This is a genomic window from Croceitalea sp. MTPC6 (assembly GCF_036985525.1).
Classification (GTDB): domain Bacteria; phylum Bacteroidota; class Bacteroidia; order Flavobacteriales; family Flavobacteriaceae; genus Croceitalea.
This window is the reverse complement of the sequence record NZ_BTGR01000001.1, coordinates 836,489-853,019: the sequence shown is the minus strand read 5'-3', so window position 1 is coordinate 853,019 and position 16,531 is coordinate 836,489. Positions and strand designations below refer to the sequence as shown.

General features: G+C 34.6%; 17 protein-coding genes. 7 read left to right on the top strand and 10 right to left on the bottom strand.

What is annotated here, in order from left to right; genetic code table 11:
* Positions 1-897, bottom strand: a complete 897-nt coding sequence (locus AACP56_RS03955; protein ID WP_339333200.1) for an ABC transporter ATP-binding protein — start codon at positions 895-897, stop codon at positions 1-3.
* 75 nt (positions 898-972) lie between these two features.
* On the opposite strand from AACP56_RS03955, the gene AACP56_RS03950 reads away from it, so the two are divergent.
* Positions 973-2,049 (top strand): hypothetical protein, encoded by a 1,077-nt coding sequence (locus tag AACP56_RS03950; protein WP_339333202.1) that lies wholly within the window; start codon positions 973-975, stop codon positions 2,047-2,049.
* On the opposite strand, the gene AACP56_RS03945 is transcribed toward AACP56_RS03950, so the two are convergent.
* The 6 genes from AACP56_RS03945 to AACP56_RS03920 are packed head-to-tail and all read right to left on the bottom strand — an operon-like array spanning position 2,046 to position 7,521.
* Complete coding sequence (locus AACP56_RS03945) at positions 2,046-3,104, bottom strand: nucleoid-associated protein (RefSeq protein WP_339333204.1); 1,059 nt, start codon at positions 3,102-3,104, stop codon at positions 2,046-2,048. The genes AACP56_RS03950 and AACP56_RS03945 overlap by 4 nt on opposite strands.
* Before the next feature lie 46 nt (positions 3,105-3,150).
* A complete protein-coding gene (locus tag AACP56_RS03940; protein WP_339333206.1) occupies positions 3,151-3,645 on the bottom strand; it encodes an IS1096 element passenger TnpR family protein in 495 nt (164 codons plus the stop codon).
* Positions 3,646-3,670: 25 nt separating this feature from the next.
* Positions 3,671-4,705, bottom strand: coding sequence for a COX15/CtaA family protein (locus AACP56_RS03935; RefSeq protein ID WP_339333208.1), 1,035 nt, complete (start codon positions 4,703-4,705; stop codon positions 3,671-3,673).
* Positions 4,702-6,123 carry a CCA tRNA nucleotidyltransferase gene (locus AACP56_RS03930; RefSeq protein ID WP_339333210.1) on the bottom strand — a complete coding sequence of 474 codons (1,422 nt, stop codon included), beginning with the start codon at positions 6,121-6,123 and terminating at the stop codon, positions 4,702-4,704. Before AACP56_RS03930 ends, AACP56_RS03935 begins: the two co-directional genes overlap by 4 nt.
* A gap of 13 nt (positions 6,124-6,136) precedes the next feature.
* On the bottom strand, positions 6,137-6,697 hold the full coding sequence (locus AACP56_RS03925; RefSeq protein ID WP_339333212.1) for an L-threonylcarbamoyladenylate synthase: 561 nt from the start codon (positions 6,695-6,697) through the stop codon (positions 6,137-6,139).
* Positions 6,698-6,699: 2 nt separating this feature from the next.
* Positions 6,700-7,521 carry a zinc-binding alcohol dehydrogenase gene (locus tag AACP56_RS03920; RefSeq protein ID WP_339333214.1) on the bottom strand — a complete coding sequence of 274 codons (822 nt, stop codon included), beginning with the start codon at positions 7,519-7,521 and terminating at the stop codon, positions 6,700-6,702.
* A 71-nt stretch (positions 7,522-7,592) separates the two neighbouring features.
* Here AACP56_RS03920 and AACP56_RS03915 point away from each other — a divergent pair, with 71 nt between their 5' ends.
* Positions 7,593-8,411, top strand: coding sequence for a glycosyltransferase family 2 protein (locus tag AACP56_RS03915; RefSeq protein ID WP_339333216.1), 819 nt, complete (start codon positions 7,593-7,595; stop codon positions 8,409-8,411).
* On the opposite strand, the gene AACP56_RS03910 is transcribed toward AACP56_RS03915, so the two are convergent.
* The gene (locus AACP56_RS03910) at positions 8,393-9,196 is read right to left on the bottom strand and encodes a glycosyltransferase family 2 protein (RefSeq protein ID WP_339333218.1); all 804 of its coding nucleotides are present in this window, start codon (positions 9,194-9,196) and stop codon (positions 8,393-8,395) included. The genes AACP56_RS03915 and AACP56_RS03910 overlap by 19 nt on opposite strands.
* 171 nt (positions 9,197-9,367) lie before the next feature.
* Here AACP56_RS03910 and AACP56_RS03905 point away from each other — a divergent pair, with 171 nt between their 5' ends.
* Entirely contained in the window at positions 9,368-10,039 is a 672-nt protein-coding gene (locus tag AACP56_RS03905; protein ID WP_339333220.1) for a class I SAM-dependent methyltransferase, read from the top strand.
* Here the strand turns inward: AACP56_RS03905 and AACP56_RS03900 are convergent.
* Both AACP56_RS03900 and AACP56_RS03895 read right to left on the bottom strand, forming a co-directional pair.
* On the bottom strand, positions 10,001-11,080 hold the full coding sequence (locus AACP56_RS03900; RefSeq protein WP_339333222.1) for a glycosyltransferase family 9 protein: 1,080 nt from the start codon (positions 11,078-11,080) through the stop codon (positions 10,001-10,003). The genes AACP56_RS03905 and AACP56_RS03900 overlap by 39 nt on opposite strands.
* A gap of 8 nt (positions 11,081-11,088) precedes the next feature.
* Positions 11,089-11,904: a 2,3,4,5-tetrahydropyridine-2,6-dicarboxylate N-succinyltransferase gene (locus AACP56_RS03895; RefSeq protein WP_339333224.1), complete on the bottom strand. Its 816-nt coding sequence runs from the start codon at positions 11,902-11,904 to the stop codon at positions 11,089-11,091.
* 98 nt (positions 11,905-12,002) lie between these two features.
* On the opposite strand from AACP56_RS03895, the gene ruvX reads away from it, so the two are divergent.
* The 4 genes from ruvX to AACP56_RS03875 all read left to right on the top strand — a co-directional run bounded on the left by ruvX (position 12,003) and on the right by AACP56_RS03875 (position 16,518).
* Positions 12,003-12,413 carry a Holliday junction resolvase RuvX gene (gene ruvX / locus AACP56_RS03890; RefSeq protein WP_339333226.1) on the top strand — a complete coding sequence of 137 codons (411 nt, stop codon included), beginning with the start codon at positions 12,003-12,005 and terminating at the stop codon, positions 12,411-12,413.
* Between the two features lie 3 nt (positions 12,414-12,416).
* Entirely contained in the window at positions 12,417-13,007 is a 591-nt protein-coding gene (gene def, locus AACP56_RS03885; protein ID WP_339333228.1) for a peptide deformylase, read from the top strand.
* 56 nt (positions 13,008-13,063) lie between these two features.
* Entirely contained in the window at positions 13,064-13,492 is a 429-nt protein-coding gene (locus tag AACP56_RS03880) for a DUF5606 family protein (RefSeq protein ID WP_339333230.1), read from the top strand.
* 95 nt (positions 13,493-13,587) lie between these two features.
* Positions 13,588-16,518, top strand: coding sequence for an amidohydrolase (locus AACP56_RS03875; RefSeq protein WP_339333232.1), 2,931 nt, complete (start codon positions 13,588-13,590; stop codon positions 16,516-16,518).
* The last annotated feature ends 13 nt before the right edge of the window (positions 16,519-16,531 follow it).

The window sequence follows — 16,531 nt, the reverse complement described above, 5'->3', positions numbered from 1 at the left end:
TTAGTTGTTTTTTGTTAATGCCAAAAATTGCTCTTCCAAACTTTCTTTTCGTTTCACAAGATGCGAAAGGACGATGCCTTTTTCAAATAATACCTTGTTCAATTCTTCGGCATTCATTTCTTCTTTTAGATAAGCGGTCAATGTTCCGTTGCTAGCATCAATTTTTCCAAAACTTGCATTCTTTTCAAGAAGGTTTTTTAAGGCATCCATATCACTGCTTCGTAATTCAAAAAAACCATGGCTCGCCATCATTTCATCTACACGACCAGAGTATAGTTTTTCGCCTTTTCTTAGAATAACCACATGGCTACATACTTTTTCCACTTCATCCAAAAGGTGGGATGCTAATAATATGGTTGTTCCTTGTGATGCAATCTTTTTTATGATTTCTCTGATTTGGTGTATTCCCTGTGGATCTAAACCGTTTGTGGGTTCATCTAATATTAGAATTTCAGGATCATTCAATAGGGCAGAGGCTATGGCCAAACGTTGTTTCATACCCAGCGAGTAGGTTTTAAACTTACTGTCCTTACGGTCTAGTAGTCCAACTAAATCCAATTTTTCTTGAATCTTATCTTCTCCAACCTCTTTTATTTTACAGACTAATTTCAGATTTTGAACGGCAGTCATATACGGATAAAAGTTTGGCCTCTCGATAATGGCACCTACTTTTTTGAGGGCTTCATGAGTTGATGCATTGCCATCGAACCAGCTGAAGTCGCCAGCAGTTCTATTAACAACATTTAGTATAATGCCTAAAGTTGTGGATTTACCACTGCCATTTGGTCCTAGGATACCATAGACATTTCCTTTTTCTATGGTAAAGGACAAATCTTTTACAGCAGTTAAATAGCCAAATTTTTTGGTAAGGTTGTTTACGGTCAGTATTGTATCCAAAGCGGAATCGTTTTTTGATTTGTTTATAGTAACTTGACGATGGTTAATAGATTTTGTTACAAATAAGCCAGAGAAATGTCTGAAGAAAAATTAATGTCGAAGAAAAAACCGGCATGTCCAGTTAAAAAAAAATTGGATGCTTACTTGAATAGGTATAATAGAAAAATTGAGATTCCCATTTTTTATGATGATTTATTACGTTTTTCTGGGTCAGTAGCGGTATATGATAATGATGATGTGGATACCCTGTGGGTTCGTGTTTTTTACTCGGATTTTGAACGAGAAGAAATAGATTTAAGTTTAAAAAAGGTCTATTCTATTTTACATTCTGATGGGAGCACTAGGATATTAGAGTACCTAAACATAGATGCTATCGACTTCTGTACGTTTGGAAACTCAAAACCTTTTCGTATAAAGGTCAGAAATATTCTAAATGATAATTACACTTACTTTTATGTAAAAAAAACCGATGCTTCCCGTATTTACGGATTAGAGTTAGAGCATATGCTCTCACCGTATAATCTAAACTTTTTGGTCTATAAGGATACACTTATAGAGGAGCATATTTCTGGAATCCCAGGAGATGTTTTTATAAAAGATATGTTGCCTAACTGTACAGAGTCTGAAAAAGCGCAATTGGCTAAAGAGTTTGTAAAATTTAATGAAAGGTGCATGATTCGTTTATTGGGAGATATGCGATCATACAATTATGTAATTGTACCTGTTCATGATTTTGACCATGTTGTTTACAGGATACGTGCCATTGATTTTGACCAGCAGTGTTTTGAAGGGAAATTTAAAGTGTATTTGCCCCAGTTCTTTAAGGAAAACCTTAATATGGTAGAACTTGTAAGTTCAAAACTGCAAGAGTATTCTGTAGACCAGTATAAGATTGAAGAACGCTCCATTGTGGCAAAACGCATTATCAGTTCTGGTAATAGAATAAAAAGACTAATTAGCGCTGTTAAGACAGACAAGATTTCCATGCCTGAAAATGTAGAGCGCTTAAAAGACGAATTACATGACTTTACCCTTGATGTCGAATTTAAAAAATGTAAGACAATGGGAGAAGTATTGGCCACTGCATTAGACTTTGTAAAACGTAATTATGAAGATGTGAGTATGAAACAGTTGATAGAAAAAAAGTTTTAACTCTTCTGTTCTTTGTTAAAATATACCAAGTAATAATACATTTGGCGTTCCTCATCCCAACCTTTTTCAACAAATTTTTGAGCTGACTCTGGATTTATAAAATCCATTTTAATCTGGATATTGGTGTCTAGGTTAATGACGTTCTTTATCTTCTTTCGAGCATCGGAAACAGCTTTATTGGCAATGTCAAAGTTGGATACATCTTCAATACTATACTTAGGACCTTTTTCAACTTTGTAGTGTTTAAACTCTGGGATCAATTCCGGGTTTTCCATAACCTCGTTTAAAAAACTACTCTCTTCAAAAGCATCATTTTTTGCAAAATGGTTAACTGCTCTGTTCATGAACAACACTTCTTGTTGCTTATCTTCGGCAGGTAAGACTACATCTTTCGCAAAGTTCTGACAGAATTTCAAGTAGTTTTTAGTGTAAAAATTTTCATCAGTAAGTGGTTCAAGGCCTAAGAAATTTTCTAACCAGTATTTGGCATCGTACCGATTACTGTCCACAGAGAGTACTTTGTAACCTTCTTCTTTATCAATATTGAAAACTAGGCAGCCTTTATCCAGTTTATTGGTATTTATGCCTTGTTGAATTAAAATGTCAAGATTTTGGCCTTTTTCTTCGAACTGTAAAAAGTCATGCTTTAACTCACTTTTAAAAATGCCAATAGCATCGGTTTTATTATTATCGATAACTACATCGGAAAAATGGACAATATAAACTTCACCACTTTTTATGTGTGGATGGTTGGATTGTTCGTATAAATAAGTAGTTATCTTTTTTGATTCTGCATGGACTTTAGAGGTGTCATCAAAGATTTCTGCAACGGATTTATAGATTTCATTGAACTCAACATCAACCTCATTGGAAAATTTAAAATAGTTTTCTTCCTTCTCTCGAAATGGCTTAAAAAAATATTCTTTTAATAGCCCAGCCATTTCATCATTCAATGTATGTGGTTCAGCAGATAAGAAAATAGCTTCATTTTTATTTTTGTTGCCCACCCGGTGTAGTGAGACACTTTCAATCTGTGCAGGATATAGGTTTAGCATTTTATAATTAAGAGTGTTTTAAGTGGTTAAAGTTTTAATAACTTTTTTAATTCCAATTTTCATCAAAATCCAAGTCATCGTAACTTTCAAAGTTGTCGTCAAAATCAATTGAAGGTTTTGACTCAAAGCTTTTTTCTGGAGGGGAATCAGGTAATTCACCAAAGCTAAAAAGGATATTTGGGTATGTTCTGCCGTCTTCTTTTTCAACAATATCAGCCAGCTCAACAAAAAACGTCCACATGCTTAAAAAATCATAAACATAAATGAGTTTTGGTTGTTTTTTAGTCAACACATCTTCCAAAGTTGTTTCATTCATCAATCGGACATCAGAGCCAGATTCGCTCATATCGAACAAAGCAATTTCTTCATCTTGGTTCCAATCTTGGTCACAAGTGTAAAAAGATGCCATTTCATTGCCCAAAAACCCAAAGGCTTGGGTAATCGCATTATGGAAGTCCTCAAGGGTATTAGATTGTTCTATTTCTAAATCCCTAAAAATATCCTCTTCAGTATCAAGAATTATCCTGATTTTATAAATCATCAATAAAATTTTGAGTGGGGTAAAGTTACAAAGTTTTGTGACTTTTAGAAGTTTTTGTGACTTCTAAAACCAAATAGAACTGCGCACCGAATAGAAGACTAGCTAATACTAAATGCAGTGGCTGACTACCAAAAGGAAAGTCTACATAATACATTAATATTCCTGTAAGGATTTCAAATAGTATGATGCCTACAATCCAATTAATTTTTTTAAAGCCTAAGTTGTTCTTTCTAATAGTGTATAATAAATATCCATTTAGAAGCACTACTAAAATTGAAAAAGAACGGTGTATATAAAATTGGAATGTTGGTTTTATAAGCCATAGTTCTTTGGCTTTTTCACCAACTATGTCTATTTGTTCGTCCACAAATTGACGTACCTGGGTCCCCAATATAATTTGAACTAATGTTAGTATCAAACAAGAAACTACTAATATTGGCAGGTATTTTTGAGATTTATGAATTTCGACCTGTTGATTTACTTGAAATATTAAATAAAGAATTAAAGCAACGATCAACAAAGCCATTACCATGTGCAAGGTTATTTTCACAGGCTCAAGTACTGAATACACCACTGTTGCCCCGAGCCATGCCTGAAAACCCATCCCAAACACAACCAACCAAGAAAGAATGGTGATTCTTTTGTTTTTATTCCAAAATTTAAATGAAAATATAGCTAAAGCCAATGTTGCCAGACCAGCTAAGGCTCCAAGAAGACGATTGATGTATTCTATCCAAGTATGCCAAACGTTAAAGGTGGAATAACTGTGTTTTGTATAAGGTTCCCAATTACCGGCATTAAATGTTTGGGTGGTAGTGAAATTTGATTTTGCAACTTGTAAAGCTTCATTTTGAATTATAACCTGACCTTTTTGAAACTTTCTTTCTGGTTTCCATTCCAGAGTTTCTATATCAGTTGGTGGAACATAGTATCCAAAACATTTGGGCCAATCAGGACAGCCCATTCCGCTCCCGGTCATCCTGACCACAGCACCAGCGATAATGACCAAATACACTAATACTAGCGAAATCTTTGCAAGTTTTCTAAAGTTCTTTTTCATGTGGCAACGCTAGTTAAGCCTAATTTTTTCCCTTCTTTAAGCATGTATTTAAAAGCTGCTTCATGTTCATTAGGTATTTCACCTTCTAAAATGGCTTCTTTTATGGCATCCTTAATAGTGCCAATTTCACGACATGGTTTTAAGTTGAAGGTTTTCATAATTTCTTCACCAGTTACTGGAGGTTGAAAATTACGGATATGATCGCGCTCTTCAACTTCCTTTATTTTTTGACGTACTATTTTAAAATTGTTTTTATACTTTTTTTGTTTTCTAGGGTTTTTGGTGGTGATATCTGCTTCGCACAATGTCATTAAATCATCGACATAATCACCTGCGTCAAACACCAGTCTGCGTACAGCGGAATCTGTAACGTGATTTTCTGAAAGAATTATAGGACGGGAACTCATCAATACCATTTTTTGGACAAACTTCATCTTGTCATTTAATGGCATATGTAGCCGTTTGAATAATTTGTACACCATTTTAGACCCTACAAACTCATGGGCATGAAAAGTCCATCCTATTTTTTTATGAAACTTTTTTGTGGGTGCCTTACCAATATCGTGTAGTAGGGCTGCCCATCTTAACCATAAATCATCTGTAGTTTTTGCAATATTATCTACAACTTCGAGCGTGTGCCAAAAATTATCCTTGTGCTTTTGACCTTCTATTTCTTCAATACCTTGTAGAGCGGTCAATTCAGGTAAAACTAGTTGAAGTAGACCAGCTTTATGCAGTAATGCAAAGCCTTTTGAAGGTTTTTTAGAAAGCAATATTTTATGTAGCTCATCAACAATACGTTCTTTAGAAATAATGCTTATACGATCTTTATTTTCAACAATGGCCTGTAAAGACTGCATTTCAATATTAAAATCCAGTTGTGTTGCAAAACGGATTGCCCGCATCATCCGTAATGGATCATCACAATACGTAATATCTGGCGATAAGGGAGTGCGTATTGTCTTTTCTTCCAAATCTCTAATTCCATTAAAAGGGTCTAACAGGGTTCCAAAATTATTTTTATTCAGTCCTAAAGCTAAAGCGTTAATAGTAAAATCTCTCCGGTTTTGATCATCTTCTAAAGACCCGTTTTCTACAATGGGTTTACGACTGTCACGAGAATAGCTTTCTTTCCGGGCACCAACGAATTCAAGTTCTATGTCTTGATTTTTTATCATTGCTGTACCAAAATTTTTAAAAACAGCAACTTCTGGTTTTCCTTTTAATTTTGAAGCAACTTTTTCGGCTAATTGAATGCCACTTCCTATTGCAACTACGTCAATGTCTTTTGCATTACCTCTTTTCAAAAAATGATCGCGTACAAAACCACCGATAACATAAGCTTCCATGTCAAGTTCATCGGCACTTTCACCAATAGTCTTAAAAATAGTATGTTGCAGCGCATGTTTATGGTTCATAAACCTTGTTCAATTATTCTCGGATTACTTTTACTGTTCCATCATTACTTAATTTGATGATGGATGATGGAGAAGAATTTTCTTTTTCTTGATGCAAATTTACCACATAGTCAACTCCTTTTAAAATTTCATTTGAAATAGCTGAGAAATTTTTAAGAGAAGGCATTCCAGATATGTTTGCCGAAGTAGAAACTATTGGTTTGCCAAATTTATTGATAAGGTACTGGCAAAACTTATCCGACGCTACCCTAATGGCAATAGTATTATCTGTAGCAATTAGGTTTTCTGCCAAGCCTTTTGGATTATCAAAAACTATAGTCGTTGGTTTATTAGCTAAATCAATAATATCATAGGCAACGTCGGGCACTTCTTTTACATGCCTTTCCAACATTGCTTGATTAGCTACCAAACAAATTAATGCCTTACTATCTTCTCTATTTTTTAATTGATACACTTTTTTTACCGCATCTTTGTTGGTGGCATCACATCCAATACCCCAAACAGTATCTGTAGGATAGAGGATAAGCCCTCCCTTTTTTAATGCTTCAATACAATTATTTATTTCTGTCGTCATGGCTATTTGACTAGTTCATGCAAGTTGTAGTAATCAGCAACATTTTGCCACTGAATTCTATTCTTGTCTTGTTTGATATTGCCTTTTTTTAAAGATACACCTTGTGAACCCCAAATTGGTATTGGTTCTTTTGTTGGGTATTCTGAAATCATAGAAATCGTGTTTTGCTTTAACGACATTGCTTTAAACCAAAGGTCATCTGTAGTTGGTGTTAATTTTAGAAATAGCTCAGAATTTGTTACATCCTCAAATAAAGAATTTGGAGGATAAAGTGTTCCACCGGCTCCAATTGGTAGTAGGGATTTTTCATTCTTGCAAAAACCGTCAGTTGCTCCCCATTCTTTGTATGCTACTACCTTATTGTCTTTATAGGTAATACAGCGCACCTGATTTGCAATAATTGTACTTGGATTTTTTTTATGAGCCTTGCAAATATTCTTTAACCAATCTTTTCTATAAATCATATCATCGTCACATGTGACAATGGCTTTGTTAGGATAAATTTTCAAAGCATTGACTAGTTTTCTATGCGAACAGGTAAGTTCAGAAAAATGAATCTCAAAAATTTCTCCTTCTAAAACAGATAATTTTTTTGGGACCTTATTTTTCAAATCTTTATGTAACCATAAAATGATTTTTTCTGGAAGTGTAGATTGATTTAGAATACTTCTAATAGTGAGGTGAACTATATTTAACCTTGAAGGTATTGTTGCCAGTGAAACTATCAATTTTGATTTCCCCCCATTCTTTACAAGAGCTTTTTTAGATAAAGCTGACAAACGTAGTGTGTTAAAAATAGAAATAGGAATCTCTTTAATTTTCATAAACGGCTTATTAAAGCAATTGCAAAATTAAAGATATAGATGAACAGTTTAATATTTATATTTTTGTCGGAATGGAATCACCTAAAATATCTGTAATCATAAGTACCTATAATGCCGAAGAATGGCTGGAGAAAGTACTTTGGGGATTTAATTGCCAAACCTTTAAAGATTTTGAGGTAGTTATTGCCGATGATGGCTCTGGACCAAAAACCAAGGAATTATTAGAAGAAATAAGTAAAAAGGTATTTTACAAAATTGTTCATGTTTGGCAAGAGGATGATGGCTTTCAAAAATCACGAATCTTGAATAAGTCTGTTGAAGCCTGCAATGCAGAATATATTATTATGACAGACGGTGATTGCATTCCTAGGGAGGACTTTGTTCATGTGCATTATATTAATAAAGAACAAGGATATTTTATTTCTGGTGGTTACTACATGTTGCCCATGAACATTTCTAAGATGATTACCTTAGATGATATTGAAAAACAAAAATGTTTTCAAATCAGTTGGTTAAAAGAGAAGGGTATTCCAAAGACCTTTAAGAACAATAAACTTACCGCTCGCGGAATTATTTCAAAACTTTTGAATACGGTAACACCTACGAATGCCAGTTGGAATGGTCATAATTCTTCTGGATGGAAGAAAGATATCCTCAATGTAAATGGGTTTGATGAACGTATGCAATATGGTGGACAGGATAGGGAGTTGGGGGAGCGCTTATTTAATTTTGGACTTAAATCAAAACAATTGCGGTACAGTGCAGTTTGCGTACATTTAGACCACAAAAGGGGTTATAAAACTCCAGAATCGATAGCAAAAAACAAAAAAATAAGAAAAGAGACAAAAACCGAAAAGATGGTTTGGACGCATTACGGCATAACCAAGTAGTAAGCCAATTCGTTTTTCTTTTCTAAACGTTTAAGCTCGCGATACCGCTCTAAAACACTTAAAGAATTTAAGTAACAAACTGTCACTCCTTTTTTACCATCTAAAAACCCTAAACGAAGGATATATTGATAGAAAAACTTCCATGAAGGTTTAAAGATTAATAAAAAATAATTGAAACTTTTCTCTTTATAAAATGCTTCCTTGGCTTTTAACCTACCATAATGTAGCATTTTAGACTTATAGTCTTCAAAGTTTTTATAGCAATAGTGCATCAATTTTTCTTGGAGAATACATGACGAACCATCTACTTCTAATGTTTCATGTACTAATTTGGCATCTGTAAATTTCACCTTACTTTTTCTAAAAAGGCGATGATTTTTATCTGTTTGCCAACCACTATAATTCAATCTCTTATTTTGAAACATAAAGGTTCTATAGAACCAATATGCTTCACAGGCTTTGGAATCATTTATAGTGTCTACTATTTCTAGTTCAAGATTTTTGGTGACTACCTCATCTGCATCCACAAAAAGAATCCAATCATTGGAAGCTTGTTCTAGAGCATGCGATTTTTGTGCAGTAAAGTTTGAAAAAGGGTTTTGAATTACCTTAACGTTAGGCTGTTCCAAGAGAAACTCATAAGTACCATCTGTACTGTAAGAATCAACGACTATAATTTCATCAGCAAATGAAATAGATTCAATACATCTTTCAATATATCCTAGCTCATTGTAGGTGATGATTAATGCCGATAGCTTTTGTCTTGGGGTACTAATTTCAGCCATAAATTGGTACTATTGGGGTTTGGTGCTGCAAAACTATAACAAAAAAAAGAAGATAAAATTGTATTGTGGAAGTATTTTTCCTACAATATAATTTTATTCAAACCTTTCAATGTTTATAGTATAGACTACAAAAAGCGTAAATGGTTGGCTTATATTTGAAAAAATATTTTTATGGAGTGGATATTATGGGTTTTGGCCCTAGGGATTTTTGGTTTTTTTCTAGGAAAATTTATCAAGCATAAATCATTATACCCTTTTATGCCTTTCAGACATGATTTTAGAAAAAGAAGGGACACTTTTCTAAAAGTAATGGATTTAATGAAGTCTATTGATGCGAAGACCATTATTGAAACCGGTACTTCAAGAGAAGGGCTCAGAGGAGCCAAAAGTAATGGTGCAGCGACTATAGTTTTTGGAAAATGGGCCAAGGAAAATAGCGCTTTTGTCCATTCTGTTGATATTAGCGAGGAATCATGTAGGAATGCACAGCAAGAGGTAGATAAGCAAAACTTAAATGAATATGTGAAAATTCATCATTCTGACTCTTTGGTCTTTTTAAAAGACTTCGATAAAAAAGTAGACTTATTGTATTTGGATAGTTATGATTATAGCAATGATATTGAGGTGCAAAAAAAAAGTCAGGAACATCATTTGCTGGAATTTAAGGCAATTGAAAATCGATTACATGAAAATAGCATCGTATTGATTGATGATTGTGATTTACCCAATGGTGGTAAAGGTAAGTTGGCTATTGCTTATATGCTCAAGAATGGTTGGAAGGTTATAATGGATGCATACCAAGTATTATTGGTTAGGGAAAACTTCGGTATTGATAAAGTCTAACAACTCTTCTTTAAAATATTCTGGTTTAAAAAGTTGATAAAGTTCCAAAGAATTTTTCTTTCTTTCTTTTTTTGTTATTTGAATCAAATTATTCTGTAAATAATCTGCTAAATGCACGGCTCTATTGGCAGTATTTTCATTAAAAGTCAACCAGGCAGTTTTAGAAATCCATGGAGAGAAAATAGAGAAATTAGGGATATCTAAAGCTTTGGACATATTAGTGGCGCCTCCTTCATTACCAATGTAAGCATCACAAATACTCAATAAGGCCAAAAAATCCCGTAGTGATGGACAAAATAGGTTTTCTTTAATACTATTTCTTGATTTTTCTGAGCATAGATAAAGTAATTTGTCAACTTCGACCTTTTGACTTGGAATATAATTGAAAAGTAGGGTTACATCATTCTTTTCAGTTATATAATCAATTGTCTTGGCCAAGTATTCCAGAGGGTAGCTTTTGATAGGGCTACTGCCTAAAACCCCTATCATGAGTAACTTTTCTGAAGCACCTATTTTATGTTGCTTGAGTAAGTCTTTGGCTTTAGCAATTTCTTCGCTGGACAAAAATATTTTTGGGGCTAATTCTGGTTTTTTGAGTTTATCAATAATGGGCGAAAGTAATAGTAGCCTATTTTCAATGGCCAACCCTAATTTAGTGCCTGGATTCTGAGAATAGGTAAACAAATGGTCATAAATGAATTTTGAGTACCATTTTTTGTAGGAAATTTTAATTGATGCCTTAGAAAAATAACTAATCAGATTACTTTCCAATTTACAATAGACATCGATTACCACATCGTAGTTTTCTTTTTTTACACTTTTAAGAAATTGATAAAATTTAGATTTATCCTTTTTAAAATTGTTTCTAAAAATTACAGTTTTGTCTATATAAGGGTTACCATCAACCACGGCTGTGGTATTCTCATTAATTAAAAAATGCACTTCAGAATCAGGAAAATGGATTTTTAAATGCTCACATAGAATAGTGCTTGCCAAAACATCACCAATCATTTTTTGTTGTATGACAAGAAATTTTCTCATGCTTAATTTTAAACAGCTACATCATATTCCCTAAGCGCATCGTTTAAAGAAGTTTTTTTGTTGGTACTTTCTTTTCGCTTTCCGATAATCAAAGCACAGGGAACTTGGTAATCTCCAGCATTAAATTTTTTAGTGTAGCTGCCCGGTATAACAACAGAACCAGCAGGAACAATCCCTTTTCTTTCAATCGGTTCGGAACCAGTTACATCAATAATTTTTGTAGAAGCTGTAAGTACCACATTTGCACCAAGGACCGCCTCTTTTTCTACTCTTACACCTTCTACCACAATACAACGTGAACCTATAAAAGCATTATCTTCAATAATTACTGGTGCAGCTTGTAAAGGCTCAAGAACACCACCAATACCTACTCCACCACTTAGGTGCACATTTTTACCTATTTGTGCACAACTCCCCACGGTTGCCCATGTGTCCACCATGGTACCTTCATCAACATAAGCCCCAATGTTTACATAACTGGGCATTAGAATTGTACCACTGGATATGTATGCACCATGCCTTGCAACAGCATGAGGAACTACTCGTATTCCTTTTTCTTGATAGCCTCTTTTTAAAGGAATTTTATCATGATACTCAAATATTCCAGCTTCAAGAACCTCCATTTTTTGAATTGGAAAATATAAAACGACTCCTTTTTTTACCCATTCATTTATTTGCCATCCATTGGGAGTAGGTTCTGCGCAACGTAATTTTCCATCATCAAGCAATGAGATTACCTTTCTGATGGCTTTTTGCGTTTCGTTATCTTTTAATAATTCTCGGTTATCCCAAGCTTGTTCTATTTGTGCTCTTAATTCTGTCATGATTCAAATTTGAGCAAATATAATTGTATCACCACAATATTAATGTCAAATTTAAGGGCATAACATTTTTAGGGTTATTTTTGCCAAAAATTCAACATTTGGCACGTCTATTGGCATTGGATTATGGAAAAGTACGCACTGGAATTGCCGTTACAGATGAAATTCAGTTAATAGCTTCTGGATTGACAACAGTGAAAACATCTGAGCTTTTTATTTTTTTGAAAACGTATTTTAAGGAGGAAGATGTGGAACGTGTAATTGTTGGTGAACCCAAACAAATGGATGGCTCAGCTTCTGAAGCTGAAAGTTTGATTCAAAAGTTTTTAAATAAATTTACCGAACAATTCCCTGACATTCCGTTAGATAGACAAGATGAAAGATTTACTTCAAAAATGGCTGTACAGAGTATGATTGCCTCTGGAGTAAAAAAGAAGCAAAGACTGAATAAAGCTTTGGTTGACGAAATAAGCGCCACTCTAATTTTACAAGCATATTTAGACAGAATATAATTTATGATTTTACCTATAATAGCCTACGGTGACCCAGTTTTGAGAAAAAAAGCAAAAGAGATTAGCCAAGAGCATTCAAAACTGAAAGAACTATTGATAAATATGTGGGAGACCATGTATAACGCCAATGGCGTTGGCTTGGCGGCTCCACAGGTTGGCCTACCAATTCGTTTATTTTTAGTGGATACTACACCTTTTTCAGATGATGAAGATTTGACGGAAGAAGAGCAAAAAGCGTTGAACGGCTTTAAAAAAGTATTCATAAATGCTAGGATTGAAGAGGAAAGTGGAGAAGAATGGGCATTCAATGAAGGTTGTTTGAGTATTCCTGACATTAGAGAAGACGTAAATAGAAAGGATACAATTAAGATTACCTATCAGGACGAAAATTTTAAATCCCATACCGAAACTTATGATGGTTTGTTAGCTAGGGTAATCCAACATGAATATGACCATATTGAGGGAATTCTTTTTACGGACAAGCTTTCATCCTTGAAGAAACGTTTATTGAAAAATAGGTTGGAAAAGATATCCAAGGGTAAAATTAATATAGAATATAAAATGCGTTTTCCTAATCCTAAAAAAGCACGTTAAAAAAATTTACTATCTCAACTAAAAGTATAATTTTGCGCGCATAAATTTTATAACTAATGGCATTAGACAAAATTCTTTCCATAGGTGGTAGACCAGGATTATTTAAGCTACTTACCCAGACGAGAAGTGGATTTGTTGGAGAATCACTTTTAGACGGTAAAAGAGTCACCGTAGGTATGCGAAGTAATGTGAGTGTGCTTTCTGAAATTGCTATTTACACTTTGGAAGAAGAAGTGCCATTAAGAGAAGTTTTCCAGAAAATAAAAGAAAAAGAAAACGGAGGAAAGACCTCAATCGGTCATAAGGAAGAAAAAATAAAGTTGGAAGAATACTTTTTTGAAATTCTACCTAATTACGATGAAGACCGAGTCTATGCCAGTGATATTAAGAAAATTATCCAGTGGTATAATATTCTTCACACTAACGGAATTAAAGATTTTAGCGAAGATTCCAAAGATGAAAAAAACTCATCCGAGGAAGAATAGATTTTTCGCAAATTGTTATTTCTAAGTTAATTTGCACTCTTATTTTCAGGTAGTTTGGTTATCTTACCAGACAACTAATTAATCAAACTACCAACATGCAAAATCGTATCTTGAGCATTTACATGATGCTTGTCGTGCTTTTTAACTTTACAAGCACTTTCTCACAAGAAAAAGAAAAAGACTCTACCAAAAAGGCAACCAAAGAGTTGCCATTAGAACCAGAACGTACCATTCAATTTTCCACTGATCAAGGCACTTGGATTTCAGTGGATGTAAGCCCAGATGGAAAAACTATTGTTTTTGATTTAATGGGAGATATTTATTCCATTCCAATTACAGGAGGTAAGGCTACACAAATAACATCAGGTATTGCTTACGATGTGCATCCAAGATATAGTCCTGATGGAGAATCATTGGTCTTTATTTCTGATAAAAGTGGCTCAGATAATATTTGGACTATGGATTTGGGCTCTAAAGAGGACAAACAGATAACAAAAGAGAAAAAACATAATTTCTTTTCTGCAGAATGGACTCCGGATGGAGAATATATTGTTGGTGTAAAAGGGAGAAGAAATATCAAACCTCATATCTATCACAAGGATGGAGGCTCTGGGAGTCAGTTGGTCAGTGAGCCAAAGAATATAAAATTGACTGACCCAGCTTTTTCTGCTGACGGTAAATTACTGTACTTCTCACAGCGGAGAAATTCTTGGAATTATAATGCACAACTACCACAATATCAAATAGGAACTTATGATATGGAGGATAGTGATATGGCAACAATTACTTCAAAATATGGTTCTGCGTTTACACCCACTTTATCTCCGGACGGGAATTGGTTAGTATTTGGTACTCGTTATGAGGCAGAAACGGGTTTGATCATACGTAACCTTAAAACGGGAGATGAAGACTGGTTGGCATATCCTGTTCAACGTGATGAACAAGAATCAATAGCCCCTTTAGGAGTATTACCTGCAATGTCATTTACACCAGACAGTAAAAATTTAATCGCTTCATATGGGGGTAAAATTTACTCAATTTCTATTACAGATAAAGTTGCGACCGAAATTCCATTTACCGTAGATGTTAAACTGGATATGGGCCCCTTATTACAATTTAAATATCCAATTACAGATGAATCAGAAGCCTTTGCAACCCAAATTAGAAATGCCAAACCATCTCCAGACGGGTCTAAACTGGCATTTACGGCATTGAATAGGTTGTATATAATGGACTACCCTAATGGTACGCCAAGTAGACTCACAAATAATGATTTTATAGAGGCGCATCCTTCTTGGTCTCCAGACGGAAAGTATCTGGTTTTTGCTACTTGGAGAAAAAGTGGTGGGGACTTATATAAAGTTAACGTAGATGGTAGAACTAGAGTAACCAAGCTAACCAATGTATCAGGAGTATATACCAACCCAGAATGGTCATACAATTCTAATAGAATAGCCTTCCATCGTGGTAGTGCACAGGTTTTTAAAGACTTGGTTGGACCTTTATCTGGCAGAACTGCCGAGGATTTGGTTTGGGTAAGTTCAGATGGAGGTGCTATTAACTTAATTGATAAAACTAAAGGTAGGAGAATGCCTCACTTTACCAAGGTTGATGATAGAATTTACCTTTATCAAGCCGGTAAGGGATTAATCTCCATACGCTGGGATGGTACAGATGTAAAAGAACATTTAAAATTAAAGGGAATTGTGACCTATGGTTCTCAAGATATATTTCATGATAAGTATGGGGGGCATGATATTTTATCTGGTAAGAATGGGTATGAAGAGCCAAATGACAAATCTTCCCAACCGCAGGAAATTAAAATTTCCCCAGATTGTAAATCTGCACTTGCTAAAATTAATAATGATGTATACAAAGTTACCATTCCCAGATATGGTAAAACTCCAACTATTTCTCTCGCAAAAGCAGAAAATGCTGCTTTTCCTGCTGTAAAACTAACGTTAATGGGAGGTGAGTTTCCTACATGGTCATCAAATAGTAATACGGTGCATTGGTCTTTGGGGGCTAGTTTTTTTAGTTATGATTTAGTAGCTGGCAAGCAATTTGCAGATAGTGTTGCTACGGTTAAAAAGAAGGAGAAAGAGCTTAAGAAAACCGAAAAAAAGTCAGATTCTACTAAAACGGATAAAGAAGATGAAGACGATAAAAAGAAAGAAGAGAAAAAATTTGAAGCAGATGAAATCCAAGTAAAAGTACCTTACAAAAAAGATATTCCACAAGGAACTTTATTGCTCAAGGGAGCTCGTCTAATTACCATGAAGGGTAAAGATATTATAGAAAACGGTGACATTTTAATCGAAAATAACCGTATCAAAGCAATTGGAGCTTCAGGGAGTTTATCGGTACCAAATGGTGCTAAAGAGATAGATGTTAATGGTAAAACAATAGTTCCCGGTTTTGTTGATGTGCATGCGCATATGCGCCCAGCATGGGGAATCCACAAAAATCAAGTATGGTCATATACTGCTAATTTGGCCTATGGCGTTACCACAACCAGAGATCCACAAACTGGAACTACGGATGTTTTGACCTATGCAGATATGGTAGAAGCAGGTCAGTTAGTCGGACCTAGGATTTATAGTACTGGTCCTGGGCTTGGCTTTTGGTTTTATAAGTTAAATAGTTTGGAACAAACCAAAGATGTACTAAAACAGTACAGTAACTATTTTGATACTAAGACCATCAAAATGTATTTGGTGGGGAACAGGCAGCAACGCCAGTGGGTTATTGAAGCATGTAAAGAGCTTAAATTAATGCCAACCACAGAAGGCGGATTAGATTTTAAATTGAATATGACCCAGCTTTTGGATGGGTACCCAGGGCATGAACATTCATTCCCCATTTATCCAATTTACGAGGATGTTTTAAAAACGGTGGCAGAATCTAAAATGGCGGTAACACCAACCTTATTGGTATCTTATGGTGGACCATGGGCAGAGAACTACTATTATTCACGTGAGAATGTATGGGGAGATAAAAAGATTCAACATTTTACCCCCTTATAGCGATTTAGCAAGG